This window comes from Methanomassiliicoccales archaeon (assembly GCA_026394395.1).
Taxonomy (GTDB): Archaea; Thermoplasmatota; Thermoplasmata; order Methanomassiliicoccales; family UBA472; genus UBA472.
Genome location: JAPKYK010000004.1, coordinates 110,267 through 136,317, shown reverse-complemented (window position 1 = coordinate 136,317; position 26,051 = coordinate 110,267). Strand labels below are relative to the sequence as shown.

At 53.8% G+C, this 26,051-nt stretch carries 25 protein-coding genes; 8 read left to right on the top strand and 17 right to left on the bottom strand.

The window, feature by feature from the left end:
- Nucleotides 1–4: 4 nt before the first annotated feature.
- The 6 genes from NT131_06700 to NT131_06675 all read right to left on the bottom strand — a co-directional run bounded on the left by NT131_06700 (nt 5) and on the right by NT131_06675 (nt 5,422).
- The gene (locus NT131_06700; protein MCX6651326.1) at nt 5–1,000 is read right to left on the bottom strand and encodes a hypothetical protein; all 996 of its coding nucleotides are present in this window, start codon (nt 998–1,000) and stop codon (nt 5–7) included.
- A 121-nt stretch (nt 1,001–1,121) separates the two neighbouring features.
- Nucleotides 1,122–1,736, bottom strand: coding sequence for a class I SAM-dependent methyltransferase (locus NT131_06695; GenBank protein MCX6651325.1), 615 nt, complete (start codon nt 1,734–1,736; stop codon nt 1,122–1,124).
- A 13-nt stretch (nt 1,737–1,749) separates the two neighbouring features.
- Complete coding sequence (locus tag NT131_06690; GenBank protein MCX6651324.1) at nt 1,750–2,505, bottom strand: ABC transporter ATP-binding protein; 756 nt, start codon at nt 2,503–2,505, stop codon at nt 1,750–1,752.
- The gene (locus tag NT131_06685; GenBank protein MCX6651323.1) at nt 2,502–3,635 is read right to left on the bottom strand and encodes an iron ABC transporter permease; all 1,134 of its coding nucleotides are present in this window, start codon (nt 3,633–3,635) and stop codon (nt 2,502–2,504) included. The genes NT131_06690 and NT131_06685 overlap by 4 nt, the downstream gene beginning before the upstream one ends.
- Nucleotides 3,636–3,672: 37 nt before the next feature.
- The gene (locus NT131_06680) at nt 3,673–4,764 is read right to left on the bottom strand and encodes an ABC transporter substrate-binding protein (GenBank protein MCX6651322.1); all 1,092 of its coding nucleotides are present in this window, start codon (nt 4,762–4,764) and stop codon (nt 3,673–3,675) included.
- A 181-nt stretch (nt 4,765–4,945) separates the two neighbouring features.
- Entirely contained in the window at nt 4,946–5,422 is a 477-nt protein-coding gene (locus tag NT131_06675) for a flavodoxin domain-containing protein (protein ID MCX6651321.1), read from the bottom strand.
- Nucleotides 5,423–5,569: 147 nt separating this feature from the next.
- Between NT131_06675 and NT131_06670 the strand changes: the two genes are divergently transcribed.
- Nucleotides 5,570–6,217, top strand: a complete 648-nt coding sequence (locus NT131_06670) for a DedA family protein (protein MCX6651320.1) — start codon at nt 5,570–5,572, stop codon at nt 6,215–6,217.
- A gap of 31 nt (nt 6,218–6,248) precedes the next feature.
- On the opposite strand, the gene NT131_06665 is transcribed toward NT131_06670, so the two are convergent.
- Nucleotides 6,249–7,253: a zinc ribbon domain-containing protein gene (locus NT131_06665; protein MCX6651319.1), complete on the bottom strand. Its 1,005-nt coding sequence runs from the start codon at nt 7,251–7,253 to the stop codon at nt 6,249–6,251.
- Between the two features lie 388 nt (nt 7,254–7,641).
- On the opposite strand from NT131_06665, the gene NT131_06660 reads away from it, so the two are divergent.
- The 5 genes from NT131_06660 (at nt 7,642) to NT131_06640 (ending at nt 15,791) form a co-directional block, all read left to right on the top strand.
- A complete protein-coding gene (locus NT131_06660; GenBank protein MCX6651318.1) occupies nt 7,642–8,214 on the top strand; it encodes a DUF998 domain-containing protein in 573 nt (190 codons plus the stop codon).
- Nucleotides 8,215–8,340: 126 nt separating this feature from the next.
- Nucleotides 8,341–8,913, top strand: coding sequence for a DUF998 domain-containing protein (locus NT131_06655; GenBank protein MCX6651317.1), 573 nt, complete (start codon nt 8,341–8,343; stop codon nt 8,911–8,913).
- 322 nt (nt 8,914–9,235) lie between these two features.
- On the top strand, nt 9,236–11,380 hold the full coding sequence (kdpB, locus tag NT131_06650; GenBank protein MCX6651316.1) for a potassium-transporting ATPase subunit KdpB: 2,145 nt from the start codon (nt 9,236–9,238) through the stop codon (nt 11,378–11,380).
- Entirely contained in the window at nt 11,377–13,803 is a 2,427-nt protein-coding gene (gene kdpA / locus NT131_06645; protein ID MCX6651315.1) for a potassium-transporting ATPase subunit KdpA, read from the top strand. Before kdpB ends, kdpA begins: the two co-directional genes overlap by 4 nt.
- Complete coding sequence (locus NT131_06640; protein MCX6651314.1) at nt 13,800–15,791, top strand: DUF4118 domain-containing protein; 1,992 nt, start codon at nt 13,800–13,802, stop codon at nt 15,789–15,791. The genes kdpA and NT131_06640 overlap by 4 nt, the downstream gene beginning before the upstream one ends.
- A gap of 110 nt (nt 15,792–15,901) precedes the next feature.
- Here NT131_06640 and NT131_06635 read toward each other — a convergent pair whose 3' ends face one another.
- Nucleotides 15,902–16,435: a hypothetical protein gene (locus NT131_06635; protein MCX6651313.1), complete on the bottom strand. Its 534-nt coding sequence runs from the start codon at nt 16,433–16,435 to the stop codon at nt 15,902–15,904.
- Between the two features lie 79 nt (nt 16,436–16,514).
- Entirely contained in the window at nt 16,515–17,168 is a 654-nt protein-coding gene (locus NT131_06630; GenBank protein ID MCX6651312.1) for a phosphatase PAP2 family protein, read from the bottom strand.
- A 73-nt stretch (nt 17,169–17,241) separates the two neighbouring features.
- On the opposite strand from NT131_06630, the gene NT131_06625 reads away from it, so the two are divergent.
- Complete coding sequence (locus tag NT131_06625; GenBank protein ID MCX6651311.1) at nt 17,242–17,757, top strand: lipocalin family protein; 516 nt, start codon at nt 17,242–17,244, stop codon at nt 17,755–17,757.
- Nucleotides 17,758–17,862: 105 nt separating this feature from the next.
- On the opposite strand, the gene NT131_06620 is transcribed toward NT131_06625, so the two are convergent.
- Together NT131_06620 and NT131_06615 are read right to left on the bottom strand one after the other, a co-directional pair.
- On the bottom strand, nt 17,863–18,243 hold the full coding sequence (locus NT131_06620) for a hypothetical protein (GenBank protein MCX6651310.1): 381 nt from the start codon (nt 18,241–18,243) through the stop codon (nt 17,863–17,865).
- Nucleotides 18,240–18,605: a hypothetical protein gene (locus tag NT131_06615; protein ID MCX6651309.1), complete on the bottom strand. Its 366-nt coding sequence runs from the start codon at nt 18,603–18,605 to the stop codon at nt 18,240–18,242. Before NT131_06615 ends, NT131_06620 begins: the two co-directional genes overlap by 4 nt.
- A 141-nt stretch (nt 18,606–18,746) precedes the next feature.
- Here NT131_06615 and NT131_06610 point away from each other — a divergent pair, with 141 nt between their 5' ends.
- Complete coding sequence (locus tag NT131_06610) at nt 18,747–19,697, top strand: NAD(P)-dependent alcohol dehydrogenase (protein ID MCX6651308.1); 951 nt, start codon at nt 18,747–18,749, stop codon at nt 19,695–19,697.
- 29 nt (nt 19,698–19,726) lie between these two features.
- Here the strand turns inward: NT131_06610 and NT131_06605 are convergent, their stop codons facing one another.
- The 6 genes from NT131_06605 to NT131_06580 form a co-directional block, all read right to left on the bottom strand.
- A complete protein-coding gene (locus NT131_06605) occupies nt 19,727–20,626 on the bottom strand; it encodes a hypothetical protein (GenBank protein ID MCX6651307.1) in 900 nt (299 codons plus the stop codon).
- Nucleotides 20,627–20,806: 180 nt separating this feature from the next.
- Nucleotides 20,807–23,275, bottom strand: a complete 2,469-nt coding sequence (locus tag NT131_06600; GenBank protein MCX6651306.1) for a leucine-rich repeat protein — start codon at nt 23,273–23,275, stop codon at nt 20,807–20,809.
- A gap of 113 nt (nt 23,276–23,388) precedes the next feature.
- Nucleotides 23,389–23,814, bottom strand: coding sequence for a hypothetical protein (locus NT131_06595; protein ID MCX6651305.1), 426 nt, complete (start codon nt 23,812–23,814; stop codon nt 23,389–23,391).
- 16 nt (nt 23,815–23,830) lie between these two features.
- A complete protein-coding gene (locus tag NT131_06590; protein ID MCX6651304.1) occupies nt 23,831–24,592 on the bottom strand; it encodes a hypothetical protein in 762 nt (253 codons plus the stop codon).
- Between the two features lie 3 nt (nt 24,593–24,595).
- Nucleotides 24,596–25,084 carry a hypothetical protein gene (locus tag NT131_06585; protein MCX6651303.1) on the bottom strand — a complete coding sequence of 163 codons (489 nt, stop codon included), beginning with the start codon at nt 25,082–25,084 and terminating at the stop codon, nt 24,596–24,598.
- A 73-nt stretch (nt 25,085–25,157) separates the two neighbouring features.
- A complete protein-coding gene (locus tag NT131_06580; protein MCX6651302.1) occupies nt 25,158–25,997 on the bottom strand; it encodes a DUF6159 family protein in 840 nt (279 codons plus the stop codon).
- Between the last annotated feature and the right edge of the window lie 54 nt (nt 25,998–26,051).

Sequence of the window (26,051 nt, the reverse complement as noted above, 5' to 3'; positions counted from 1 at the left end):
AGGTTCAGGACAGGGCTTTCAACATCCGCAAGGCGTTGAGCGTAACCCACTTGCTGTCCTTCCCGTTCGTTTCGATGGTGGTGATGAACCGACCGTGGAAGTGGTTCTCCTGCTTCCAACGTCCGTTCTCCCCTTGCTTGTTGAGGACGTGCTCGATGGCCTCGTCCATTCGATCGTCCCTGACACCTAACTTGGCCAGGATGCCCAATATCTCCAGAAGGTCCGTGTTCCACATCAGGGGGAAGGCCAGGTCCAACCAGCCTTTCCTGGATATCTCCTTGAGCTCTGGCGGTTTCTTGAAGATGTGCTGGGCGAGAAGATACTCCACGCCCTGGCCGATCTTTTCACGAACACCCTTGTCCCTTTCCTTCTTCGGGACCTCGGCCAGGGCCTTTAGGGTCTTAACCGCTCCGGAACGGCAGGTGTGATCGCGCCAGCACATATCGTACTGGTAAGGCCATTCCTTAGGTGTCTGAGACACTATCTCGTACCGCATGTATCGCACGATCCAATCGATGGCGTGCTTGACGCGTTCGTCATCTCCGTGACCAAGGCGGATGAGAGAGAACGCCATGTTCCCGGTGAGGCAACTCATGACGCTCCTATTGCCCCCGTTCTTCGCGCTGCCGTTGTGGGAGAACGCGCCTGAGGAACGGTGCTGGCTCCAATTGAGAACGAACTCGCAGGCGGATCTTATCCGTTCATCTTCGGGATCGGCGTACAGTTCGGCCAGCAGGATAAGGTTCCAGACTGTGCCCTTATACTTGGATTTAATGTAAAAGTCCTCCGGAGGGCCCCAGTATCCTCCGGGCTCTTGCTTGGCCAGGACCTTGGGGACGAGGCCGATCTGCATGATCTTCTTCTTGGCGCCCTGAACCTCATCGTCTTCCTCCTTTTTGCCCAGAACATCGCGCAATGCTAGGTAATGGATGGACGGGTTGTCGTCTTCCAGCAGCCATTCCGTGGGGTCGCCCTTTAGTCTCGAAGCCCATTCGGTCATACTATTCCCGTAATCGATGCATTTTCCGGATATTCATTGGGATATCCGATGAAATACCTTCGCTGCGCGTAAAATTGATCGCCCACCGTTCGTCAGACTGTAAGATTGGGTCGAAGACAATTCATTCCTTGCTGGCGATGCATATGTAATAGCTCTCGTCGTCCCTCTCGAATTTGATTGTCATGCCGCATTCGGTCATCATCTGCTTCATTCGCTCCATGGAAGGGAGAAAATCGTTGGATATCTCCAGACCGCCGTTCAGGTGCACCCCGTTGATCTTCTTGGCCGAATCGGAATGGGCCACCATCAGACGTCCTCCCTTTCTTAGTGCCCTATACAAGATCTCGATGGCCAGGGGCTGGTCCATGAAATGGGGGAAGCAAGAATAGCACACCCCCAGGTCGAAGTCCGCCTCGTACTTGAGGTCGTAGAGGTCGGAGACGAGGTAAGAGATCTGGGGATGCTCCTTCTCTGGGTACTTGGAACGGGCCATTTCGATCATCTTCTCCGAATAGTCCACGGCGACGACGCTCCCGTTTGTAAGATGTTTCTCGTAGAAGGGGATCATCACCCCGGTCCCGGTGCCGATGTCCAGTATCCTCTCGTCACCGCGGATCTCCAGCCGGTCGGCGATGTAGTCCACCTTTTTCAGGTCGTGGATGGTGATCTCGTCCCACACCCCGGCCTTCTCGTTGAAGAAGCCCTTCTGCTTCGGGTTGATCCTTTTGGCGTTCATGGTGTTCCCTCCATCATATGGGGATTACCACCGGTATCCCCCGGACGCTCTCCACGTAAGCGTCGATGCTGTACACGGCGCGGATGTTCTCCGGGGTTATGATGGAGTAATCGCCAGTGGTGAATATCACTCCGTCCTTCATCATCACGAACTTATCGGAATGGCGTATGGCCAGGTTGAGGTCGTGTATGGTCAGTATGGCGGCCATGTGGTTCTTCTTCACGATGTTGCGGATGAGGTGCATGATCTTGTGCTGGTTGGAGAGGTCCAGGCTGTTGGTCGGTTCATCAAGAAGGATGACCTTGGGCTGCTGGACGAGGACCCGGGCGATCTGCACCAGCTGGTACTCCCCTCCGCTGATCTCGTCGACGTATTTCAAAGCGAGATGGTCCAGTCCGAGAAGGTGCAGCACCCTGCCGGCCAGCTTTATGTCCTTCTCCGTCACGTCCCACTCGAAGTGCGGCTTCCTTCCGAGGAGCACGGAATCGAACACCGTGGTCCGGGACGTCTCCCCCCTCTGCGCTACGTAACCGATGTTCCTGGCGATGTCCCGCTTGCTCATTTGATAAAGTTGCGCACCGTCGATGAGCACCGAGCCGGCCTCGGGCACCAGCACCTTGTTGATGCACTTCATCAGGGTGGTCTTGCCGACGCCGTTGGGGCCCAGGACGGAGACGACGTCGTCCTTCTCCACGCTGAAGGAGACGCCGTCGAGCACCGGCCGGCTGTGGTAAGAGAACTTGATGCCCTGCACCTCGAAGAACATCATGACCGGTACCTCCTGATCAGCAGGTAGATGAACAGCGGTCCGCCCAGCATGGAGGTGATGATGCCCACCGGTATGACCGATGGGTACAAGATGACCTGCCCGACCCCGTCCGCCACTATCAGGATGATGGCGCCGAGGATGATGGACAACGGGATGAGGTGGCGGTGGTCGCTCCCGATGATCAAGCGGGCGATGTGCGGGCCGAGAAGGCCGATGAAGGCGATGATACCGAAGAAGGAGACGATGACCGCGCTGAGGACGGAGGCCAGGAGCATGCCCACCACCCTCTCCCTCTCCGTGTTTATTCCCAGCCCTTTAGCGCTGTCCTCCCCCGCCTCCATGGCGTTGTAGTCCCACCGCTTGTAGAAGAAGTACAGGGTCACCGGTAAAAGGACCAGGAATATCATGTAGTTCCAGGACCAGGTGGCCTTCCCCAGGTCGCCGAAGGTCCAGGCTACGATGTTCCCGAGCTGGGAGTCGGTGGCGATGTACTGCATGAAGGACAGCCCAGCGGAGAACATGGCGCTGATGGCCACCCCGGCCAGCACCATCGTCTCGGCGCTGACCTTGGTGACCTTGGTGAGGACCAGTATGGAGCCCGTTGCGAGCAGGGAGAACAGGAAGGCACATATGGTGGTGACGTAGGGGTTGCTGATGGAGACCAGGGAGGTCACGCTGCTGCCCGCCCCGAGGAAGATGATGGCGAAGGACGCGCCGAACGCCGCGGCGCTGGATATGCCGAGGGTGAACGGGGACGCTAGCGGATTGCGCAGGATGCACTGCATGACCACGCCGGCGACAGCCAGGCCGGCGCCGGCGAGTATGGCTCCGAAGATGCGCACCATGCGGATGTTCCAGATGACCCCGCCCCTTCCGTCCGTGTCGAAGGTGAATATGTACTTGACGACATCCGCGAACGGTATGTCGATGGGGCCGTTGAACGCGGCGATAATGACGCAAAGGACTAGTACGAGAAGGCCGAGACCGATGAAGAGGCGCTTCCTCTTGACGTAGCCGCGATAGCCCCGGGTGATCTGGGTGCCCTCGTCCCCGTCGTCCTCATAGATGTCGAAGGCCTCGAACCCGTTGTGGTCATGGGATATCTCGTTGCCGTTCGTCTTCATCACCATTATCTGGGAAAGGGTTGGGAAGGGTTTTGAGAATGGATCACAGCGTCACTTTTCCGCATCCGCTGCCGGTCTGACCGTCGACGATGTCGGAATAGGTCATGGTGGTGTCGGGATAGAACAGCTGGATAATCTCGTTGGCCTTCTCCTCGAAGTTCCAGGAGTACAGGCCGCCGTTCATCTTCGAGGCCACGAAGTACGCGTTGACCAGCTGGTTCTCCCAGTTGGTGCCGTAGCACTTGTAGACCATGACCGAGTATATCTTGTCGTTCTGTATCGCCGAGACGTTGTCCAGCCCCGTATCGTCGTTTATGTAACCGTTGATCGAGTCGATGCAACTGCTCAGGCCGATGCTGTCGATGTAGATGTAGTCGGGGTCGGCGGCCAGCAGGGTTTCCAGGGTGATGACGTATGGTTGCCCGTTCACCGCCGGACCGATGGCGTTGGTCACGTTGGAGTAATCGAACGGAAGGTAATCGCCGGAGCCCTTGAGGAAGGACGAGCCGCCGTAGTAGAACATCCCGCAGGCGTAAGCGCTCATGTTGCTGGCGATGGTGGCCTTGGAGGTTATCTCGCCGATCATGTCGGCGATCCCATCGTTCAGCTCCGCGGCCCGGTCCTGCTCGCCCAGCAACGTGCCGAGGGAACTTATCTGTTCGTAGAACGCATCCCCGAACTCCAGGTTGGCGTTGATGGCGTAGACGGGGATGCTGGTCTGGGTCTGCAGATTGTCCGCGGTACCCGTGTCGGTGGCGGTGGAGGTGATGACCAGGTCGGGGTTTAGCTGGAGGATGCTTTCCGCGGTGGTGGCCACTTGCGGCAGTGCGGAGAAGTTCCCCTTGTTGATGAGGTAGTATGTTTGGTCGTCCCGGGTGTTGAACGTGCCGGCCGTTTCTATCGCCTGCACCTTGTCAACGGAGTCGAAATAGGACACCAGCCTCAGGGAACAGGCACCTATGCAGAAAATGGAATCGATCTCTTCTGGAATTTCCACGGTCCTGCCCAAGGAATCGGTGACCGTGGTATCGGATTGACCGTCGCCGTCGTCATTGGTGAAGACCAAGGCGACCCCCAGCGCGGCGATGACGACGATGACCACGGCTACTATGGCGAACATCTTGCTCTTTTGCATATGGACACTTCCGTTCAGGACCAGCGCTCGACACAACGTTCTCGGAGCGCCGACCGAGTGCGTCCCGGATATTGTGGTTGGATTAATAATACTTTTTACAAATTCGTAACACGCATGATAATCGATTGCAGGGCTGGGTGGCGCGGCCTGTGGTGAGAATGGTGCTTAGGATATGGAGCTTTTAAAGTTCGGCCAGGAACTTGTGCGTCTGCTCTTTGGCCATCTCCGGGCCGTCCGGGGTGATGGGTCCCCAGAGGCTCTTGACGGCGAAGTGCATCATTCTGACTACGGAAATCCCGCGCCCCTGGCAGATCTCTTTGATCTTGTTAGCTGCGGTGATGGATTGATCGTTCAGGGATTCCAGGGCCTTCTTGCGCTTCTCCGGATTCCTGGACAGCGGACCGAGGGTGTCGAAGGCGACCACATTCTTCCCCTTCCAGTACTTCACGTCCAAGGACTCGATGAACTCTTTGGTCTCCTTGGTCATGACCCCACCCCGGGTGGGCGAGCCGATGAACAGGAGATCCCCATCGATGTGGCGCTCCATCGGTTCTTTGACGAAAACCATCTGCGCCTCGTGCCCTTCTGATCTAATCTGTTCGGCGATGGCCTCGGCCACCGCCTTGGTACTACCGTGCACGCTGTCGTATGCTACCACGCCCTTCAAGCGAGTTCCCCCCACTGCGAAGTATATTGCCGCGACCTTGGGTTAATATCTTTGGTGGACTTACTATTATCATTTTTATAGATTTATTTTAATAATTATTTTATATAACTTAGCAGGAACGACCAATACGTTTTAAATGTGAACGTTGTCGCCCTTGTAATGAGCCTAATCGATGTGGTCGTTCAATTCTCACTCCAGATCGTTGAGCTTATTGGCTACCTCGGTATCGTTTTTCTAATGACCTTAGAGAGCGTGGGCATACCAATCCCCAGTGAGGTCGTCATGCCGGCTGGTGGTTGGTTGGCCTCCGACGGAACGTTAAATCTTTACTTAGTGACCTTCGCTGGAACCCTCGGATGCGTGATTGGTTCTACTATCGCCTATTGGATCGGTCTTAAAGGCGGAAGGACAACGGTCTTGCGGTATGGCCATTATTTTTTCTTGAACGAAGGCCACCTGGACTCCACCGAACGCTGGTTCAAAAAATACGGGGCGATAACCATATTCCTGACTCGCCTGCTACCAATCGTCAGGACTTACATCTCCTTCCCGGCGGGAATGGCCAAGATGAAGTTCTGGCCATTTATCACACTTACTGCGATTGGCTCGGCCATATGGTGTTTCGCCTTAGCATATATAGGATACATCCTGGGACCGAACTGGAACAGCATCAGTGGTAATTTCAACCTGTTGACCACCGTCGTAGCTGTAGGCCTGGTACTTATCTTCGTTACCTGGTTTTCTTTAAAGTATTTGAAAAAGAGAAACCTTTCGAAGGGAGAATAGGAACGGGCGGTCATATATTTCGGATGGGACATCATCCAAGCCCAATGCTATTGATCACGCCGCCCGAGTTCCCATCTACCACCAGTATGATCTTATTCCCTTCATGATCGTATCGAGCGAACCATATCGGAGCATGTAATAGTTCGGTCTCCGAAACGTCTACTTGAGTATGCAACTGCTGGATCATATGATAATGGGCGTGCGCCTTGTCAGACTGTAACTGGTCCACAAGGGTCTTTGCCTGGTGCCTAGCGACCTCTTCCCCAATATCCCCGTTCATTATCTGTATGCCCTTAGGTACCTGGGCCATATCAAAAAACGTCCGCTCCTCAAGGGCGAAGGAATAATCCTTGGGCTGATATTGCGTGAAAGCTTTGAGAGCCACTATCGGAAAGTTGTAGTTATTATCTATCTCCTGGGTCTTGGTCACGTTGCCGATGCCTCTGCCCATCGTACTTCCAAGCACTGCACCTGTCAAGAGCGGGCCACCGAAACCTCCTCTGCCCCGTCCACCTCCGAGAGCTGCGCCCATTAGACCGGCCAGAGCCATTGTGGTAGCAATTTGCCCGGCTTCAGCGGCCATATCGCTGGCCACAATCGATGTTCGTGCTGAGGTCGATACAATCCAATATGGAATCATGCTGAGGCTCATATCCTCCAATTTTGAATCCTCCTGAAGATGCCTGTGCAACAGCCCCTTGTCCATAAGAGCGTGTATCTTTTCGATGATTTGCTCTTTCTCAGAAAATCTTATCGATAGCATGGTTTGCTTCTGGACGCTCCTCCATCCATCGTTCACCAATGTTATCGTAGACCCACAGTACAGGCAGGTGATCACCATTTCTCCGAACTTCGGGGCGATGGGCGCACTACAATTTGGACACTTAAGCGCCAACGCTTCAGAGGGAGCGATTACCGAAGAAGTAGACGCTTCGGCCGGCTTCGCCTTATCACTAATTATCTTGGTTCCGTACTTTAAGCAGAAAAGCGCATCGTCGGGCAGAACGATACCACAGTGGGGGCAATATATGGTCATCACCTTCACGGTCCATATAGCTATCCGGGGCTTTTTCAATAATGGAAAAAGCTTTGAACAGATCAACACCAGACAGTTACAATAGACATCTGCTCTTATCCCTGAGGTTCTTCATTATTGTTGTGGTGTCTACAATTAGTCTGTATAATTGGCTGATTTAACATTCCAACGATGGAGATCACTTATAGAATACCTTTTAACGAATCTTGGCAGAGGTTGTGATTGATTACCTGAAACCTCCTTCTTTTCATTTTTTGAAGATCTGTTCGGAATGTGGTTAGGGTCGGAGTCGGAGGGTATCGCAAGAGAGCATATCCAGTTCCTCTTTGTGTGAGTTAAATGGGAACTTTGGGAAAACATATATCGTCATGTCGACGTAGAACCTATTATGAAGCGGAGGATGCTCGCCGGGACCTTGCTGTTTGTGGCAGGCGCGCAGTTCCTGCTCTTTCTGATCATAGCTGAGACGCAGTATCCCGGTTACAGCGCTAATGAGAACTACATATCCGACCTGGGCGTGTGGGAGGAATGGTCAGCGGTCTTCTTCAACGTCTCGGTCATCGCCTTCGGCCTTCTGGGCCTCATCGGCGGGTTCATCCTGAGGGAGGACAAGGGAATGAGCTACGTCCCTTGGCTGCTGATTGTGTCCGGCGCCGGGGCGATAATACTTGGAATATTCCCGGAAACGGTCTGGGGATTGCACAAGATAGGGGCGTTCATGGCGTTCATATGCGCGTCGTCGGCGGCCGTGTGCTGCTTCAAAGCCTTCTCTGGGCCGTTCCGTTACATCGCGACTTTCCTCGGTGTGCTCTCGTTCATCACCATGATCCTCTCCATAACGAACATATTCTTAGGCCTGGGACCGGGAGGCATGGAACGGATGATTTTATACCCCATCATAATCTGGATGACCAGCCTCGGAACGGTCCTTTATTCTTCCGCAGAAAGTCCTGAGGGATAGAGGGCCACCCATCGAAAAAGGGACAGCTGGATTGATTATCCCATCGTCTCGTCCAGTTCTTTTTTATTTGAATTATTAAAAAAGGTATTTGGGAAAAGATTTTTTTTCCCCGTCGTTGGGGAGTGCATGAAGTCCAGGGTTCTCGCCGGAACCTTGTTGTTCGTGGCGACCGCACAGTTCGTGCTCTTCCTCAATATCGCCGAGGCGGAATATACTGGTTACAGCACCCATGCCAGTCTCATATCCGACCTGGGCGTTTGGGGGGAACCTTCAGCGATATTCTTCAACCTGTCCGTCATCGCCTATAGCCTTCTTAGCCTCATCGCCGGGGTCGTCCTGAGGGAAGACAAAGGATTGAGCTACATCCCTTGGCTGCTGATGGTGGCCGGCGTCGGGGGGCTCTCAATCGGGATATTCCCGATGACGGTCTGGGGAGTACATGACTGGGGAGCGGTCCTGGCCTTCGTCTTCGCGGCCTTGGCGGCCGTTTACTGCTACTGGGCCCTTTCCGGGCCGTTCCGTTACATATCGATCGTTCTCGGGGTCATCTCGTTCTTCGCCATGATCCTCTACAAGGGTAACGTCTTCCTAGGCCTGGGCGCGGGGGGCATGGAACGGATGATAATGTACCCCATCCTAATCTGGATAGCGGGTTTGGGGACGGTCCTGTTCACTTCTAAAGAACCAATGAAAGGTTGAAAAAGGGTTTCAGGAGGTTGTGGATAGGTCGGAGTGCCGGCCTATGCCTTGCGCCCCCTCAGCAGAACGATGGCCAGGAGGACCACGACCACCAGGCTGAAGATCGTCGCCAGCATTGCCATGAGCTGGACCTGGTCGATCTTATCTGCCAACGGGTCCGTATTATCCTGGGCTTCCGCTCGGTAGATGTAATTCTGGCATTAACGAGAGATAACCGTTGTTCCGCCATTGTTTATTTATACATGACAAATGAAGACCATTATCTATTTTTATAGCGTCTGGGGCGGGGCAAGAGCTATGGATTCTGGAGCTTGTGAATAAAGTGACCTCAGTTGACATAGAAGACGGGACAGATGCAAAACGCAAGAAGCGCAGCAAGACCCTGAGCAAGGAGGAGCATAACGCCATATTGAAGAGGGCTCTCCTTCAGTCGTTCATCAAGCTCGACCCCCGGAGCACCATCCGAAATCCCGTGATGTTCGTGGTGGAGATAGGGAGCGCCATCACCACGATCCTATTTTTTATCTCACTGTCAGAGGATGTTGGTTCATCATCATTTTTCATCGGTCCGATCACGATCGGGCTATGGTTCACGGTCATCTTTGCCAATTACTCCGAAGCTTTGGCAGAAGGCCGGGGAAAGGCCCAAGCGGACGATCTACGACGGATGCGAACTACCATCAGTGCAAGGAAGCTGCGCCCTGATTACAATGTCACCAGGGATATCGAACCATCTGAAAAGGATTGTTCCGCCTGCTCGTCGTCCGATTTGAGGAAGGGCGACCTTTTCTATGTAAAAGCGGGCGACGTCATCCCCAGTGATGGAGAGATATTGGAGGGTGCCGCTTCCATCGACGAAAGCGCCATCACCGGTGAGAGCGCCCCGGTCATACGAGAATCGGGGGGAGACAGAAGTACCGTCACTGGGGGGACCAAGTTACTCTCTGATTGGTTGGTCGTGGGGACCGCGTCCGACCCGGGTGAAGGATTCATAGACAAGATGATTTCCATGATCGAGGGGGCAAAGAGAAAGAAGACCCCCAACGAGATCGCTTTGAACACCCTTCTCGTCGGCCTGACCGTAATATTCATTATCGTATGCGCCACGCTCATACCGTTCTCCGCCTATGCCGTTTATACCACCGGATACGGTGATCCGATCTCTCTGACCGTGACCATCGCCTTGTTAGTATGTCTGGCTCCCACAACGATAAGCGGACTTCTCAGTGCCATCGGGATCGCCGGGATGGACCGCTTGCTCCAAAAGAATGTCATCGCCTCTTCCGGCCAAGCAATAGAGGCAGCTGGCGATGTGAACGTTCTGCTGTTGGATAAGACCGGGACCATAACCTTCGGCAGCCGCCGGGCGGTGGACATAATCGCCTTGGATGAGCAAGAAAAGAACACCGTAGTTGGTCTCGCGTTAATGGGGTCCATTTCTGATGATACGCCAGAAGGGCGGAGCATAGTGACGTTGGTATCGGAAAAGTATGGGATCAGGGAGGAGGACCTCGTAAAGCCCGATGAACTGGACCAGATGAAGGTCATACCGTTCACAGCCCACACCAGAATGAGCGGGGTCGATCTCAACGGAAGTGCCATACGCAAAGGGGCCAGCGACGCCATAGAAAGATATGTCATGTCATGTGGGAACCAGTACCCACATCGAATCAAGGAGGAGGTCGATAAGATCGCCAGGTCTGGAGGTACTCCGCTGGTGATCGCCAAGGACGGTAAGGCCATTGGGGTCATTCATCTCAAGGATGTGGTAAAGCCGGGGATAAAGGAGCGGTTCTCTCAACTTAGACGTATGGGGATCATGACGGTCATGGTCACTGGTGATAACAAACTGACCGCGGCGGCCATAGCCGCAGAGGCCGGGGTCGATGACTTTCTGGCCGAAGCGACCCCTGAGAACAAGATCCAATTGATCAAGCAATATCAGGACGAGGGGAGGTTAGTGGCCATGACCGGTGATGGAACTAACGATGCCCCAGCCTTGGCCCAGGCCGATGTGGCCGTGGCCATGAACAGCGGCACTCAACCCGCCAAAGAGGCGGCCAATATGATCGACCTCGACAGCAATCCCACCAAGCTTATCGAGGTTGTGGAAACTGGCAAACAGCTCCTGATGACCCGGGGCGCTTTGACTACTTTCAGCATAACCAACGACGTGGCGAAGTATTTTGTCATAATTCCGGCGGCCTTTGCCGCGACCTATCCAGCGCTGGAGGCGTTGAACTTCATGGACCTGCACAACGCCATCCTGGCTGCGGTGATATTCAACGCCCTCATATTGCTTATGTTGATACCGTTGGCCCTGCGCGGGGTCAAGTACAGGCCGATGAGCGCCGAGCAGCTGCTGCGCAAGAACCTCCTCATTTACGGTCTGGGCGGAATAATAGTCCCGTTCATCGGCATCAAGCTGATCGACATTGCACTAAGTCTGATGGGGGCGAGCATTTGACCGGGGGTGAGGGAAAAGGCCGGACACCGATGTCGGAACGGTTCAGAACGATGAGGAGGACCTTGTCGAAGCAGGCTCGGCCAGCCCTCGTCCTCTTTCTCATAATGACCCTGGTCACTGGCGTCGTTTATCCACTGGCAGTGACCGGGATCGCTCAACTCGCATTCCCGCATGAGGCGAACGGAAGCCAGATAGTGGTGAACGGTACGGTGGTCGGTTCCGAGCTGATAGGGCAGTGGTTCAGCGACCCGGAGTATTTCTGGGGAAGGCTTTCGGCCACTGATTATAACGCCAGTACATCCGGCGGTACCAACTTTGCCGCGAACAGCACCGATCTGCAGATCGTGGTCCAGGAACGGATCGACGCCTTGCATGCCGCGGACTCTAACAACACCTATCCGATACCTTCGGACCTGGTGACCGCTTCTGCGAGCGGGCTCGATCCAGACATAAGTTACGCGGCGGCGATATATCAATTGCCGAGGGTCGCCAGAGAGAGGGGCATGAATGAGCCTTATGTTATGTCGCTCATCAATGCCAGCGTCACGATCGATATAACCGGTGATAAGTTGGTCAACGTCCTCGAGCTCAATTTGGCCCTCAATGCTGCGGAGGATGCCGGAGCGGGAAGCGGCAATGAAACCGCATCCCTCGATCTCTCGAATATATCGTCAAACGCTGCGTTCCTAGGGATCACGCCTTCAGACTGGCTTTACATAATTCTATTCATAGTGATCATCGGGCCGCTGGCCTGGCTGGTAGGCACGCTCATATCCAATACCTATGATGACCGGCCGGGGCGGTTTACCAGGGCTATCGGTTGGATAGAGAACCGGATCTACAGACCGGCCCAGATCGACAGGAAGGGCATGGGCTGGAGGACCTACCTCTTTAGCCTGTTGTTGTTCAACGGCCTGGGGATCATCGTGCTCATGTTGATATTAATGTTCCAGGGGATCCTTCCGCTGAACCCGGACGGGCTTGGTTCCTTATCGATCGACCAGGCGTTCAACACCGCTGTGAGCTACGTTACGAACACCAACTGGCAATCGTACTCCGGTGAGACGACCATGAGCTATTTCACCCAGATGGTCGGCCTCACGGTACAAAATTTCCTTTCTGCAGCAACCGGGCTGGCAGTGCTGATCGCTTTGATCCGCGGAATACGGAACAGGAGCGTAAAGGACCTCGGCAACTTCTGGGTCGACATGACCAGGGCGACGCTGCTCCTGCTGCCCATAGCCTTCATCATCGCTCTGATCTTGGTGTCCCAAGGTACTGCGCAAACGCTTGATGGAGCGATGGTCGCTAATCTTATTCAACCGTTCACGAATTCTACCGGAGATCTAATTTCGACACAGGCCATAGCCATCGGTCCGGTCGCCTCCCAGGAGGCCATCAAGCTGCTTGGCACCAACGGCGGGGGGTTCTTCAATGCTAATTCCGCCCATCCGTTCGAGAACCCGTCATTGTTGACCAATCTTATAGAGACCCTGGTCGTTCTTTTGATACCGGTCGGACTGTGCTTCACCTTTGGCAGGATGATCAAGGACAAGCGCCAGGGTTATGCTCTTCTGATAGTGATGTCCATCCTCTTTATCGCCTTCTCCTGCGCCATCGTCTGGGCGGAGAACTCTGGTAATCCCGCAATCTCGAACATGACCGGTGTTTCACAGTTTTCGACCATCTACCAGTCCGGAGGCAATCTGGAAGGGAAGGAGCTGAGGTTCGGAGTAGTACCATCGTGCTTGTTTACCATATCCACGACCGCTACATCCTGTGGCGCCGTCGATTCCATGTTGGATTCGTACACGGCGATAGGGGGCATGTGCCCATTGCTCCTGATGCAGTTCGGAGAGGTGGTCTTCGGGGGCATAGGTTCGGGCATGTATGGGATGCTGATCTTCGTCCTAGTGGCGGTCTTCATTGCGGGGCTCATGATCGGCCGCATGCCGGAATATCTAGGTAAGAAGATCGGACCGTACGAGATGAAGCTGTGCACGGTCATTTTGTTATTGCCGATAGCCACGGTGCTTATCGGTACGGCCATAGCCGTGACCATCCCGGAGGGAAGGGTGGCGGTATTGAACGCTGGCCCGCACGGTTTCACGGAGATATTGTACGCCTTCACCTCGGCGACGAACAACAACGGAAGCGCTTTCGCCGGATTGGCGGCAGACTCACCGTTCTACAACTTGGCCTTGGCCATCGCCATGCTGATCGGTCGCTTCGGTATCATCGCCTTGACGCTGGCCTTGGCCGGTAGTCTAAGCGAGAAGAAGGTGGTCCCGGAAACCTCAGGTACCCTGCCCACTCATACTCTTACATTCATGATCTGGTTGCTAGGGGTCGTCATCTTGTTCGGCGCACTAAGTTACTTCCTGACACTGGTCTTAGGACCTATCGCGGAGGCGTTGATGTGACGGCCGACGATAACAATCATAACGGTGAGAGACCGCGGCCGGAATATTTCCTCAATATCGCGAAGAACGAGGAGCGCAAGAAGAAGAAGGGGAAATTGACGGTCTTTCTAGGGTATTCTGCTGGCGTTGGGAAGACGTATGCCATGCTGGAAGATGCCCATCGGCAGCAAAAAAAAGGCGTCGATGTGGTCGTCGCCTGCGTTCTCACGCACGGCCGCAAGGAGACCGAAGAGCTGCTAAAAGGGTTGGAATCCGTTCCCCAGAGAGAGTTGGAGCATCACGGCTTGCGCACGACGGAAATGGACATCGACGCGGTTCTGGCCCGAAACCCCAATCTGGCGCTGGTGGACGAACTGGCGCACACCAATGTCGGCGGGTCCAGAAACCTAAAGCGCTATCAGGATGTCCAGGAATTGTTGGAAGCCGGAATCGACGTCTGCACCACGCTCAACGTCCAGCATCTGGAAAGCATGAACGATGTCGTGGCCCAGATAACGAGTGTGAAGGTCCAGGAGACCATCCCGGACACGATCCTTGAAGAGGCCAATGAGATCAAGGTGATCGATCTGCCCCCCAAGGACCTCATTCAGAGGTTCAAGGACGGCAAGGTGTACGTCCCAGAACAGGCCACGATGGCCTTGAATCATTTCTTCAACGAGGGCAACTTGATCGCCTTACGGGAGATGACCCTGCGAATTGCGGCGGAGCATGTTGATAGCCAGATGCTCGAGTACATGCGGGAACGCTCCATCGAAGGTCCGTGGCCGGTCAAGGACAGGTTGCTCGTCTGCATTGGGAACTCGAAGGAGATGAACGAACGCATCATCCGCAACGCAAAGCGGCTGGCCGATGAGCTGAAGACCGAATGGCATGCCATATATGTCGAAACTCTGGCGAACAGCAGATTGTCCAGACAATCTAGAACGCAGGCGATGGAAGGAATAAAACTGGCGGCATCGTTGGGCGCGAAGACGAGCACCACGTTTGGAGTGATAATCGCCGAGGAGGTCATCCGCTACGCGAAAAAGAACAATATCAAGAGAATAATCGTCGGCAGATCGAGACGCGCGTGGTGGCACGACATCATCTTTGGGTCCCTGATAAATCAGCTGGTCAATTTTGGTACGGAGTTCGACTTGATGGTCATTACCGATCCCCGGATGAGAACGAAAAAGGAGGGGGACGATAATGAACCAAAGACGACCGTTAATCTCGGTCGGTTACAGCCTTATGCATATTGTACCTGGATGGTCCTGCTCTTTACCATCCTTGATTACCTACTACGTTCGACCCTCCAGGAAACGAACCTCATCATGATGTACCTGATAAGCGTCGTCATCGCTGCGGTATTGTGGGGCATATTACCGGCCATTTATACTGCCGTGGCCAGCATCATCATGTTTAATTTCTTCTTTATTCATCCTTATTTTTCATTAAGGATTAGCAATCCAGAATATGTGATATCGTTGCTGACATTTCTCTTCGTAGGCGTGGTGATCAGCCTACTGGTGGTAAGGTCGAGAGATTATGCCAAGGCCGCCCAACGCAGGGACGAGTACACGTCAACGCAGTATTTGCTCAGCCTTGATCTGGTCAGGGCCACAAATATTGAGGCCGTCGTGGAAATGTTGGAATACCATCTTAATAGGGCCTGCCAATGCAAATCCGCATATCTACTGCCACGGGATGGGGAGCTGAAGCTTGTCAGCGCTAGCATTGGCCTCAATATGGACGGTAAAGAGATGACCGCGGCCAGATGGACGTTCAACAATGGTGTCTCCGCGGGCAAGGACACTGATACGCTATCTTCGGCCGAACTGCAATACTATCCGATCCGGACCCCCAATGGTATATTGGGCGTAGTAGGAATAAGGACAGATAATCTCGACAGCGTCGTAAAAATCGAGCAGGAACGGATAATCCAATCATTTTTGAACCAAACCGGGCTGGCCATAGAACGTGTTGAACTCACTAAACGCTTTTTATAAATAACCAAATGAATATAATAATTACCAAACCAGTTATGCTCGGTTAGGTCGTTGTCGCAATTGACTGAGCATGAGGGTTCGGGAGAGAATCGCCCAAATGTATGATTCGGTTAATCCCCCAGGGCCTGGCCTAGTACGATCGTCACTATCATAAGGAAGTAGGATGCCATGTTGAACACCCAATGACATCTCCAAAGCTTTGCCGGTCTTTTCCACATCACCAGTCCGGTTATGATCCCAGCTATGGCTAGAATAAATGATAGAAGACCGACCTGCCCGTGAAGAGTGAAGTAGATCTGGCCACGATTGCTATAGAACGTCATCGACCAGACTATGAACGTTCCAAAATATACGACATAATAAAGTACGCTCAACCATCGATGATATATCCTCGGGACAATTTTCGGGAACAGTTTCGATATTGACTTGATCCTAGAGTTTCTCATTCCGGTCAATGCCGCTAAGAACCCAATGAACGCTGCCAGAGACATCAAGGAAACGTGAAAACTGCCTTCACTGTCTGATTCACCACCATCAGCTGATACGGCCAATGGAAACACGATAATTGCGGAGACGACCAAGAACAATGATAAAATCGCTAAGCAGGAAAGGGGAACCTTCTTTTCTCTGGTCGTCTGAATCATGGTTATTAACCCATATTCGTATGTTTTATTTATAAATGATTATTTTATTGTCCATCGCCCAATATTGGTAATCTATTGGTCATGACAGATGCTTTTTTTGATTGAGGCCTAAACGGTCGGCCAACTTTTTGGTGCGCGACTCCAGCCAGATGACCTGCCTATGTAGGTCTATACTGTCGGCCAAGAGCCCGATGAGTATACCGAGCAATGCTCCACTGGCCACGTCGTACGGGTAGTGAACGCCGAGGTACACCCGGCTGAAACCGATGGCCGCCGCTAACACCAGTAACGGGGGAAGTGCCTTGCGCCATTTCATTCCTACCGCGACCGCGCCGGCGAAGGCCACCATGGTGTGCCCGGAAGGGAAGGATGGATCGAACAGGTGATACGGTGGGTCGACGTGAGCTATCACCTCATATGGTCGCGGTCGGTCAACGGCGAACTTCATCGAAAATCCAATAAATATGACGAGTAGCAAGGCGAAAAGAAGCGTCATGGCCGCTTCCTTCTTCCGTCCCAGCCATAGCAGTGGTACGATTATGAACCAGACCGTCAGGGAGCCAAGTTCGGTGAAGAACCGCAGGAAGGTCTTCAGGCTGGTCTCGTACTCCTCCCGGACCTCCAGGAAGAGCCAGGTGTCCAGATCGACTATTTCCCCGACCTTGAGCAGGAGCGGAAGGAGAATGCAGGTCGCTAGTAGCGCCCCCAGGATATACCATGTCCTTCTAGTCAATCGGATCGTGGTCTTTAACCCCTTGATTTTTATTAAATGTTGGTCATGACGGTAAGCTCTACCAGCAAAATAGATGCATGCGAATGACGCTGTGGACGCGGATATGATGCCGGAACTAAAGACCGTAGAACATGTTGACGTGACAAGGTACATGGGAACCTGGTTCGAGATAGCGAAGTTCCCGCAGCGGTTCGAGAGAGGGCTTGTGGGCGTAACTGCCAACTACACGCTGCTCCCGAACGGAAAGGTCAGAGTGTTGAACAAGGGTTATAGGGAGAATTTCAACGGTGAATTAAGCACGGCCGAAGGCAAGGCCTGGATAGTTGATACGGCCACGAACGCGAAGCTTAAGGTGAGCTTCTTCTGGCCTTTCGCGGGAAACTACTGGATATTGGAACTGGGAAAGGATTACGAGTACGTCGTGGTGGGCGACGAGTCCCGCAAATATCTCTGGATCCTTTCAAGAACGCCCCAGATGGACGAGGCATTGTACGAAGGACTGGTCAAGCGTGTTCAGGACAAGGGGTTTGACATATCCAAGCTGGAAAAGAACCCGCAAAAACCATTGACGGGAGATCAAGGGAATTGATCTGGTAAATGAATGGTCGGGATATGCTTAATGACGGGCTCGGAGTGTGTCGCCATAGAACATATCCAGTCTTCCTTTTATTTTGACCATAGGGGGTTCTATTCTTCAGACCGACTCGATGTGTTCCACGTTCTTCACTCGGGTGAGTATCTGGAACTTGGATACGGCCCTGGGGATGACCATGATGTCCACGTTTTCTATCATCTGGATATGGTCCTTGATGACCGACCAGTCCACGTCCGGCTCGAATACTAGGCGATCGATGTTGTTGATGATCACCGCCCCGTCAATGGATTCCAGGTCGTTGCGGGTTATGGTGAGACAGTCCATGTTACCGATGCGATAGATAGGACCTTTGTTCTGCTCCAGGAAGGACCTCATGGCCTGGGTGGTCAGGTCACCGATGGACATCCCTCTAAGGGTGGCTTCGGCGGAGAATTGCAGGTACGTCTCGTCGTTGATTCCTCTTATGGTCACATTGGTCATCTGATCCACTCACTCCGATTACGCTTACTCCCATGGCCTAGGGAGGAGATAAAAATGATTTCTCCGGACAGGACCACGCCTAGCGATAAGAGGGGCAGGAGCATCCCGTTGAGGCCCAGGATGGTCAGCAGCATGAAAGCTCCGATGACCTGCATGGCCATATCCAATATCGACGAACTCCGATGTTCTGTCCCCAGTCCGTTCCTGTCGGCCACCCCAGCAGTCTCTCTAGGTTCTTCGTGCTTTCTTGTTCCAAGATTCCTAGGCACCGTGATCAGGGGGCTGGTCCCGATGGACCGTATGTGGTCCTCGTCACGAAGCCAGGTGTATTCCGCGTCCCACTTTGCTGGTGTTATTCTCACCTATATCACCATTATCACCATATGTTTACATGTATTATTTGTATGTTTTGATTTACAAGAAAATATAAGCTTGATGGGGAGAAAGTGCAGCAGATGAGAGCGGTCGTGTTAACTGAATACGGTCCACCAGAGGTTCTGCAAGTGAAGGAGGAGGAGAAACCCGTTCCCCAAGACGATGAGATCCTGATCAAGATACATGCGACGGTCGTAACGCGAGTGGACATAGAGATACGAGGTCTATCGGGCCTCGACGGCCACAGGAAGTCTAAGAAGCCCAGAATCCTAGGAAGATACCTGGCTGGGGATATTGAGGCCATAGGGAAGGACGTCAAGCGATTCAAGATAGGCGATCAGGTCCTCGGGGTCAGCAAGTTGGTGGGAGGCACCTACGCCGAGTACAAATGCCTGCCTGAGAAAGGAGTGGTGTTCCTGATGCCGGCCAACCTGACCTATGATGAGGCCGTCGCCGTTCCCAGCGGCGCCATGACGGCATTGCCTTTCCTTACGGTCAAAGGGAAGATACGGAGCGGGCAGAAGGTCCTCGTCTACGGTGCCTCTGGGGCCATAGGTACTGCCGCGGTGCAGCTTGCCAGATGTTACGGGGCAGAGGTCACAGGAGTGTGCAGCGCCGCGAATCTGGAACTGGTGAGGTCCTTGGGGGCCACTAAGGTCATCGATTATACAAAAGAGGACTTTACCCAGAACGGCGAAATCTACGACATCATCTACGATACGGTGGGCAAGACCACGTTCTCCCGTTGCAAGGGCTCGCTGGTGAGAGGGGGCGTGTATCTCACGGTGCTGCCCAAGCGCGAGGACCTCGTCAGCTTGATATGGACTTTCATCGACCGGCGGAAGAAGGCCAGGCTCATGGCCACGGCCTTAAGGTCAAAGAGGAAGAAGAGGAAGGACCTGGCCCTTATCAAGAAGTTCGCTGAGGAGAGTAAGTTGAAGGCCGTCATCGATCGGCGCTATCCGCTGGAGCAGATCGTCGAGGCGCACAGGTATGTCGAGCAAGGACACAAGAAAGGGAACGTGGTCATAACGGTCGTGGACCACGGCCACGCTGGCCAGATCGCGGATCAGTCGTAAGGGCCAGGGAACGAAGGAAAGACTTTACCTTACTCTTTTTTGAAGACCAGGTGCGATAGGAAGATCAGCCAGCTGATGTCGACCACCGCGCAAACCGTGGCGGGGACCGCGGCCGCTGGCCCTATGAGCGCTATGGCCAACGTCGCCGCCATTCCCGTGTTCTTGTGCGTCGAGAACAGCACCTCGGGTACTCTTTGCGCACGGGGCACGTGCTTGCGCTGGAGGTACCAGTTCCAGAGCAGCCCGAGGCCAAAGATCCTCAGCACCGCTACTGCCAGCAGCCCGGAGAGCAGCGCCCAGTCGCCGAAGAATATCTGGCGGTTCGGACCGGCGACGGCCACGATGAGCACGAAGAAAGCGATGTTGATCATGGCCGTCTTGTTCTCCGGGTTGATGTTCAAACTCCGCAGAGGACGGGAAACGAACATCGGCAGCAGGATCAGTAGGCCGACGTAGGTCAGCAGCAAGACCGCGTCGATGGCCTGCCCCAGGAACACGAGCGTTAGTAGGGGGGTGAAGGCCAAGGCGATGACGTACAGGGCCGTTGTGGAGACCAAGGTAGGTTCCAGGTCCCCCTTCATCAGGTAGGTGAAGGGGACGACCGATACGGCGGACGGCACGGCCGCCACGATTATCCAGCCCGCCCGCAGGTCCCCCTGGAACAGGAAGGCCATGAGGACAGTCGTTCCGGAGGCCAGGACCATGGAGAGCAGGAAGGCCCTTCGGATAGGAACGGCGTGGTCGGTGACCTTCAACCCGCGCAGCCGCAAGTTCGTCAGCGATAAGGACATCATGACCATCAGCGAGATCATGGCGATGTTGCTGTTGGTGAGGACGATACCGCTGGGGAAGCCCCCTACCGCTAGAGCGATAATGAAGGACAGCGTCATCATGACCGCGCTGTTACCGAGGATGTGGCGGAGGTCCATGGCACCTGAAGGCGGAACGGTGATTAACGGTTTTCGTGGCGAACTCTCTACGAAAACGATGATGACCTTGCGCTGACCGTTTCAGAACATCGAAATGGTGCAGAGGGATGCTCTCGCATCTGAGTATGGCCAGCATGATATCTGTCGTCGTCTATCGGTTGGGAACTATGCGGACCTTGTTCACTTCCTCCGACGCAGGAACAGGAACACCACTATCGCCAGCACTGCGACGATAGCGATCACTGCCCCGATGATCAACATCGTGTTGTCACTCGATGAACTATCGCTAGGAATGTCGACGGCGATGGCAGAGCAATTGGCCCCTTCCCCGACCGCGTTCAAGGCGCTAATCTTGTACCAATATGTGTGGCCCTTGGTTAGCCCCGTGTCTGTGAAGTTCAGCCCCGAGGGCGAAGCTATCAGAGCATATGTGCCGTCAGAGGTTGTGGACCGGTACAGCTGGTAACTGGTTATCGGACTTCCACCGTCACTGATCGGAGCGGACCATGTCAGGACCACCTCGGTGTCGTTGGCGATAGCCGTAAGACCTTCGGGGTTCCCAGGGACCGTGGGTTCGTTCGTATGGATATAGGTGCCGACCTCAGTGCAATTGGCGCCCTCACCGATGGCGTTCACGGCACTGACCTTGTAAAAGTAGGACGTTCCGTTGACCAGCCCCGTGTCGGTGTAGTTCAAGCCCGAGGGCGAGGCGATGAGAACATACATACCATGGGCCGAGGTCGACCGGTACAGCCTATAGCCTATAATCGTGCTCCCGCCGTCACTGATCGGCGCCTGCCAGGTCACATCGACCGTATTATTGTCCTTATCCAGAGCAAGGTTCTGCGGTGCTCCGGGGACCGTGATCACAGACGACGGGGTCGCATTGACCGCGGTGCAATTGGCGCCCTCACCCATCGCGTTCTCGGCACTGACCTTGTACCAGTATATCTGACCATTTGTCAGGCCTGTATCGGTTAAGTTCAGTTCCGAGGGTGAGGATATCAACGAGTATAGGCCACCGGATGTCAGGGACCGGTACACGTTATAACCGGTGATATTGCTTCCACCAGTTTCAGAAGGAGCAGACCATGTCAGGAACACTTTTGCGACACCCCCGATGGCGGTGAGCTTCTTCGGAATGCCCGGAGAGGTCAAGGGGATGTTCAGACCCATCATCAACCCATGGAAATCGTTACCGGGGGCAGGGAAGTTCGAGGTGGTGTAGGCGTGACCTCTTATTCCTGCGAGAGTACCGAACACCCAATGCTCATCAACAGAGGTCGGGGCAACAAGCCCTGTGAAAATTATCGAGGTCAAGGCGGAACAGAATTGGAACAAATATCCTCCGATAACATTGACGCTGCTGGGGATGGTGATAGAGGTCATTGATGAGCAGTATCGGAACGCCATGGAGTATATGCCGACGACACCATTACCGATGACCACGGACGTCAGATTTGTGCAGAAATTGAAAGTTTGCGAATAGATCGTAGTAACTCTGTCAGGGATAGTGATCGAGGTCAGGTTGGTGCAGTGATCGAAGGCATACGGTCCGATGAAGGTGACGTTGTCGGGGATGATGATCGAGGTCAGGTTGGTGCAGAAAGAGAACGCATATTGATCGATGAAATAAACACTCTCAGGGATAGTGATCGAGGTCAGGTTGGTGCAGTGATCGAAGGCATTGCTCCCGATACGAATGAGGTTGTTGGACGAGGCGAAGGTCACGGATGAGAGTGCTGAGCAGGAATAGAACAAATTATAACCGACGGTCCTAACGTTGCTGGGAATGGTGATCGAGGTCAGATGGTTACACATGTAAAATGCTCCCATCCCGATCGAAGTGACGCTGTCGGGGATGAAGATGGAGTTCAGGGAGCAATAATTGAATGAATAGTTACCGATCGAGGTGACGCTACTGGGGATGGTCAACGTCCCAATTTTGCTGGCAGGGCATTGGATCAGAGCGGTTATGTTCTTGTCGTAAAGCACCCCATCGACGCTAGCATAGTTGACGTTGCTCGGGGCAACATCTATCGAGGTCATCAGGTTGCAGTTGCTGAACGCATTAACACCAATGAAGATCACACCGCTGGGTATGGTCACAGAGGTCAGCGGATCAGAGGTGAACGCCCCTGATCCAATGATCCTTACGCCACTTCCGAGGGTCAAGGAGGTCATTGCGTAGCAATTTTCGAACGCACGGTCCTCGATGGAAGTGACCCTGTCGGGAATGATCAATGAGGTCAAATGGTGGCATGATCTGAACGCCTCTTTCCCGATGGAGATGACATGGTCGCCGATGGTCACAGAGGTCATTGCATTACACCCACAGAACGTTTCGTTCCCGATGGTCTTGACACTGTCAGGGATGACCACCGAGGTCAAGGAGTAGCATATGTAGAACGCAGAATCATTGATGGCCACGACCGGATAGCCGCCCAATACGTCCGGGATAGTGATCGCTCCCCCAGCACCAGTATACCCAGTGATAGTTGCGACGGTAGGACTTCCGCTCGTTGTGTATTCATAATCCCCCTCTATTGCGGCGTCCACTGGATCCGTAGTAACGATGAAGGACCCACCTATAACCAGCATGAACACTAAAATCATGGGTATCGCATACGACCCCAGTCTCTTATCCACGATGAATTTCCCCCTCACTTTTAAATAAAAAATGAGTTAAATTAACATTGTTTGGAAGAGGAATTAATGCTTTGCTGTTAAAAAAGTCGATGCACGATCATGTAAAAAATTGCTCACTCTGCTTTCTTCAGGTTCCCCCGGTCATCATAGACGAACCCTTGGAAGCTCACCTCGCGTTCCGCTTTATCGCGCACTTCCTTCATGATGCTCTGATAGATCCCCGAGGCCATGTCGCGGGAGAACTTGGATTCGGGGAACAACAGGACCAGGGTCCCGATGCTCTTGCCCACGTCGATGTAATCGTCAAAATATCTCAGCTGCCCGGCGGTCGATTCCGACTCGATGAACTCCAGGCGTTCCAGTTCTCCGTTCTTGAACACCTGCAGGGCGCACCGCAGCCCCGATTCGTCCATGGCCAGCTTTATCTCGACGTCGGGAATGACCTTTAGGATCTGCGCCGACCTTCGGTTCGCCACCATCTCGATGAAGGCCCTGATCTCCTCTCGCATATCGAGGGAGTAGACTTCCCAAGGCATCATCCTATGCCTCTCCTGCTCAGAGGTAGATGTCCCCCAATATCCCGTCGCCCGACACCCCACCGTTAGGGATGAAGCCGCTGTGCGAGACACCGTCGCCATTGTCGTCGTAGGTCGGGGTCTGATATGGGACCGAGTAATACGCGGCGTAATTGAAGGCTTCCGCCACGGAGACCTTGCCGTTGAAATCCATGTCTGCTATTATGAGCCCATAATAGCTATTTTTGAACGCGTTCATGAGGTTGTAGGTGAAGTCTCCGTTCGGAATGCTAGGATTGTCGACCGCACCCTGACTTTCTAGGCAGGCGGTCATGATGATTCGGTTGCTATGCCCGTGAAGGTTCCAGGTGAAACCGCCCGAATAGCACAGGTCCAAGATGATGATGGCCTTTTCACAGTCGATATCATAGAGCTTTGTGTTCAGTAGGTCATCCACATAGCTATCGTGCCAAAGGGCGATGTATTCATCATTTCCTTGGTCGTTGCTCGGCTCATTCCCCCAACTTGGTGCACAACTACCATGGTCCGTAGCATAGAAGAAGAACGTGTCCTCTGCTGTCGTGACCTCGGCCAGGTTGTCCAAAATAGTACTAACGTAGGCGGATGAGGCGGAGCAGTCGATCGGTATCTGACCGTCCGCGCCTACACCGTCGTTGTAGATAACATAAATGTTCTCCGGATCATAGCTATAATTCTGGACCAGGACAGAATAGACCAGCACTAGGTCGTTCCAGAACGATGGCCAGGCATCCTCTGTCGAAACTCCCCCACTGATGAGCACGGCTTATTTCGTCGCTGAGTGTTCGGGCGGGATCAGTAGCGGAACGTCGATGACGTACAAGGGCGGGTCGACGAGCGGAAGCAGTACCAAAGTATATTTGTCAGTCCCGAGGTAGACCTTCTCGTCCACGTTGGCCGATTCGAACACCTTTCCCTTGATCAGGTATTTGCCGAATTGGACCGCATCATCGGGCAACGGGGCGTCAATCCGGAGGAGCTCCGAGGTGTTCAATGCTCGTCTGATCTGGGTCAGGGAGGGGTCGGAGATCAGCATTCCCATACCGTTGTTCTTCACATAATACCCTTCGACCGTGACCGTCTCGCCGACCAAGCTTACCCAGTCGTCCCCCTTGAGGTCCGCTATCTGAACGGGGACGTCCTCCTGCTTCACTCCATCGTTGTTGGAATTGATCATGAACTGGAAAACGTTCAACACAAGCAACAGCACGACCGCGCATACCAGTATCAAATGGATGGTCTTGCCTCGCTCCATTTGAACCCCCTGGGATTTTATTGATGAGTGGGGTTATTAATGATTGGCATGGCCTCGTCGTAATGTCAGCGGGCTACTTCCAGCCCGCTTGCTCGGCGGTCCAGGGGTTCTTGACCACCGCCTCGGGGAAGTCCTCGGACACCTTGCCGGTAGTGGCGAAACGGAACAGGGCGGTCAATAGTACCGTGGAGGCGGTGGAATAGAGCACCCCCAGGAACACCCAGTACAGGACGACCGCCACTATAGCGATCAGTATCATCATCAGGCTGCCGTAGATGATGACGAGCACGATGGGCACAAGGCCGAGAAGCGCCAGAGCAAAGAAGATCAGGCCCAGGCCTAGATTGGAGAGCAGGCCCTCGCCCCAGGTCCCCCGTAGGATCCCGAGGCTTCTCTTTATGGCCTGGAAGGGCCCGACGTCCTCGAAGGCGATGACCGGCACGACGAAATAGGTGGCTATAGACCAAGCGGCTCCAATGAAACCGATGACGATCTTCCCCATAGCGCCTGACCGGCTGCTTATCGATTTTAGGATCAGTCCGACCGTCGCCGCTACGAGCGCCCATTTCAGGATGACCTTTAAACGGCCTGCGGCGAAGCCCAGGCCGTAACGTACCGTGGGGTCCCCGCCTTCCAATCTTTTCATCGAGCAAGCGACCAACGCGACGTTGAAAAAGATGACCGTGAAGTAGCTGACCAGATAGAAGAGGAAGAGGAACACGTAGAGCAGGTAATTGTTCTGCATCCCTTCGATGTCGAAGCCGTTCAGGAAGAACCAGGAACCGAAGAACGAGGCCATTACGATGATCGATACCAGCCCGGACATCACCGGGAACAACAGGATCTCCTTGTCCTTGCGGATCACCCGGAAGCTCATCTTTGTTAAGGCGACGCTCCTGCTCCACTTTCCCATTCTATCCCCCTTTGTGAATGACTTGTTATTCACATCTTAAACACGTTGCAGGCG

What these genes read in the sequence shown, in the direction of transcription:
- NT131_06700 (MCX6651326.1), bottom strand. Translation starts at nt 1,000, where the DNA reads ATGACCGAATGGGCTTCGAGACTAAAGGGCGACCCCACGGAATGGCTG.
- NT131_06695 (MCX6651325.1), bottom strand. Translation starts at nt 1,736, where the DNA reads ATGAACGCCAAAAGGATCAACCCGAAGCAGAAGGGCTTCTTCAACGAG.
- NT131_06690 (MCX6651324.1), bottom strand. Translation starts at nt 2,505, where the DNA reads ATGATGTTCTTCGAGGTGCAGGGCATCAAGTTCTCTTACCACAGCCGG.
- NT131_06685 (MCX6651323.1), bottom strand. Translation starts at nt 3,635, where the DNA reads ATGGTGATGAAGACGAACGGCAACGAGATATCCCATGACCACAACGGG.
- NT131_06680 (MCX6651322.1), bottom strand. Translation starts at nt 4,764, where the DNA reads ATGCAAAAGAGCAAGATGTTCGCCATAGTAGCCGTGGTCATCGTCGTC.
- NT131_06665 (MCX6651319.1), bottom strand. Translation starts at nt 7,253, where the DNA reads ATGACCATATATTGCCCCCACTGTGGTATCGTTCTGCCCGACGATGCG.
- NT131_06660 (MCX6651318.1), top strand. Translation starts at nt 7,642, where the DNA reads ATGAAGCGGAGGATGCTCGCCGGGACCTTGCTGTTTGTGGCAGGCGCG.
- NT131_06655 (MCX6651317.1), top strand. Translation starts at nt 8,341, where the DNA reads ATGAAGTCCAGGGTTCTCGCCGGAACCTTGTTGTTCGTGGCGACCGCA.
- NT131_06635 (MCX6651313.1), bottom strand. Translation starts at nt 16,435, where the DNA reads ATGATTCAGACGACCAGAGAAAAGAAGGTTCCCCTTTCCTGCTTAGCG.
- NT131_06625 (MCX6651311.1), top strand. Translation starts at nt 17,242, where the DNA reads ATGCATGCGAATGACGCTGTGGACGCGGATATGATGCCGGAACTAAAG.
- NT131_06620 (MCX6651310.1), bottom strand. Translation starts at nt 18,243, where the DNA reads ATGACCAATGTGACCATAAGAGGAATCAACGACGAGACGTACCTGCAA.
- NT131_06605 (MCX6651307.1), bottom strand. Translation starts at nt 20,626, where the DNA reads ATGGACCTCCGCCACATCCTCGGTAACAGCGCGGTCATGATGACGCTG.
- NT131_06595 (MCX6651305.1), bottom strand. Translation starts at nt 23,814, where the DNA reads ATGATGCCTTGGGAAGTCTACTCCCTCGATATGCGAGAGGAGATCAGG.
- NT131_06585 (MCX6651303.1), bottom strand. Translation starts at nt 25,084, where the DNA reads ATGGAGCGAGGCAAGACCATCCATTTGATACTGGTATGCGCGGTCGTG.
- NT131_06580 (MCX6651302.1), bottom strand. Translation starts at nt 25,997, where the DNA reads ATGGGAAAGTGGAGCAGGAGCGTCGCCTTAACAAAGATGAGCTTCCGG.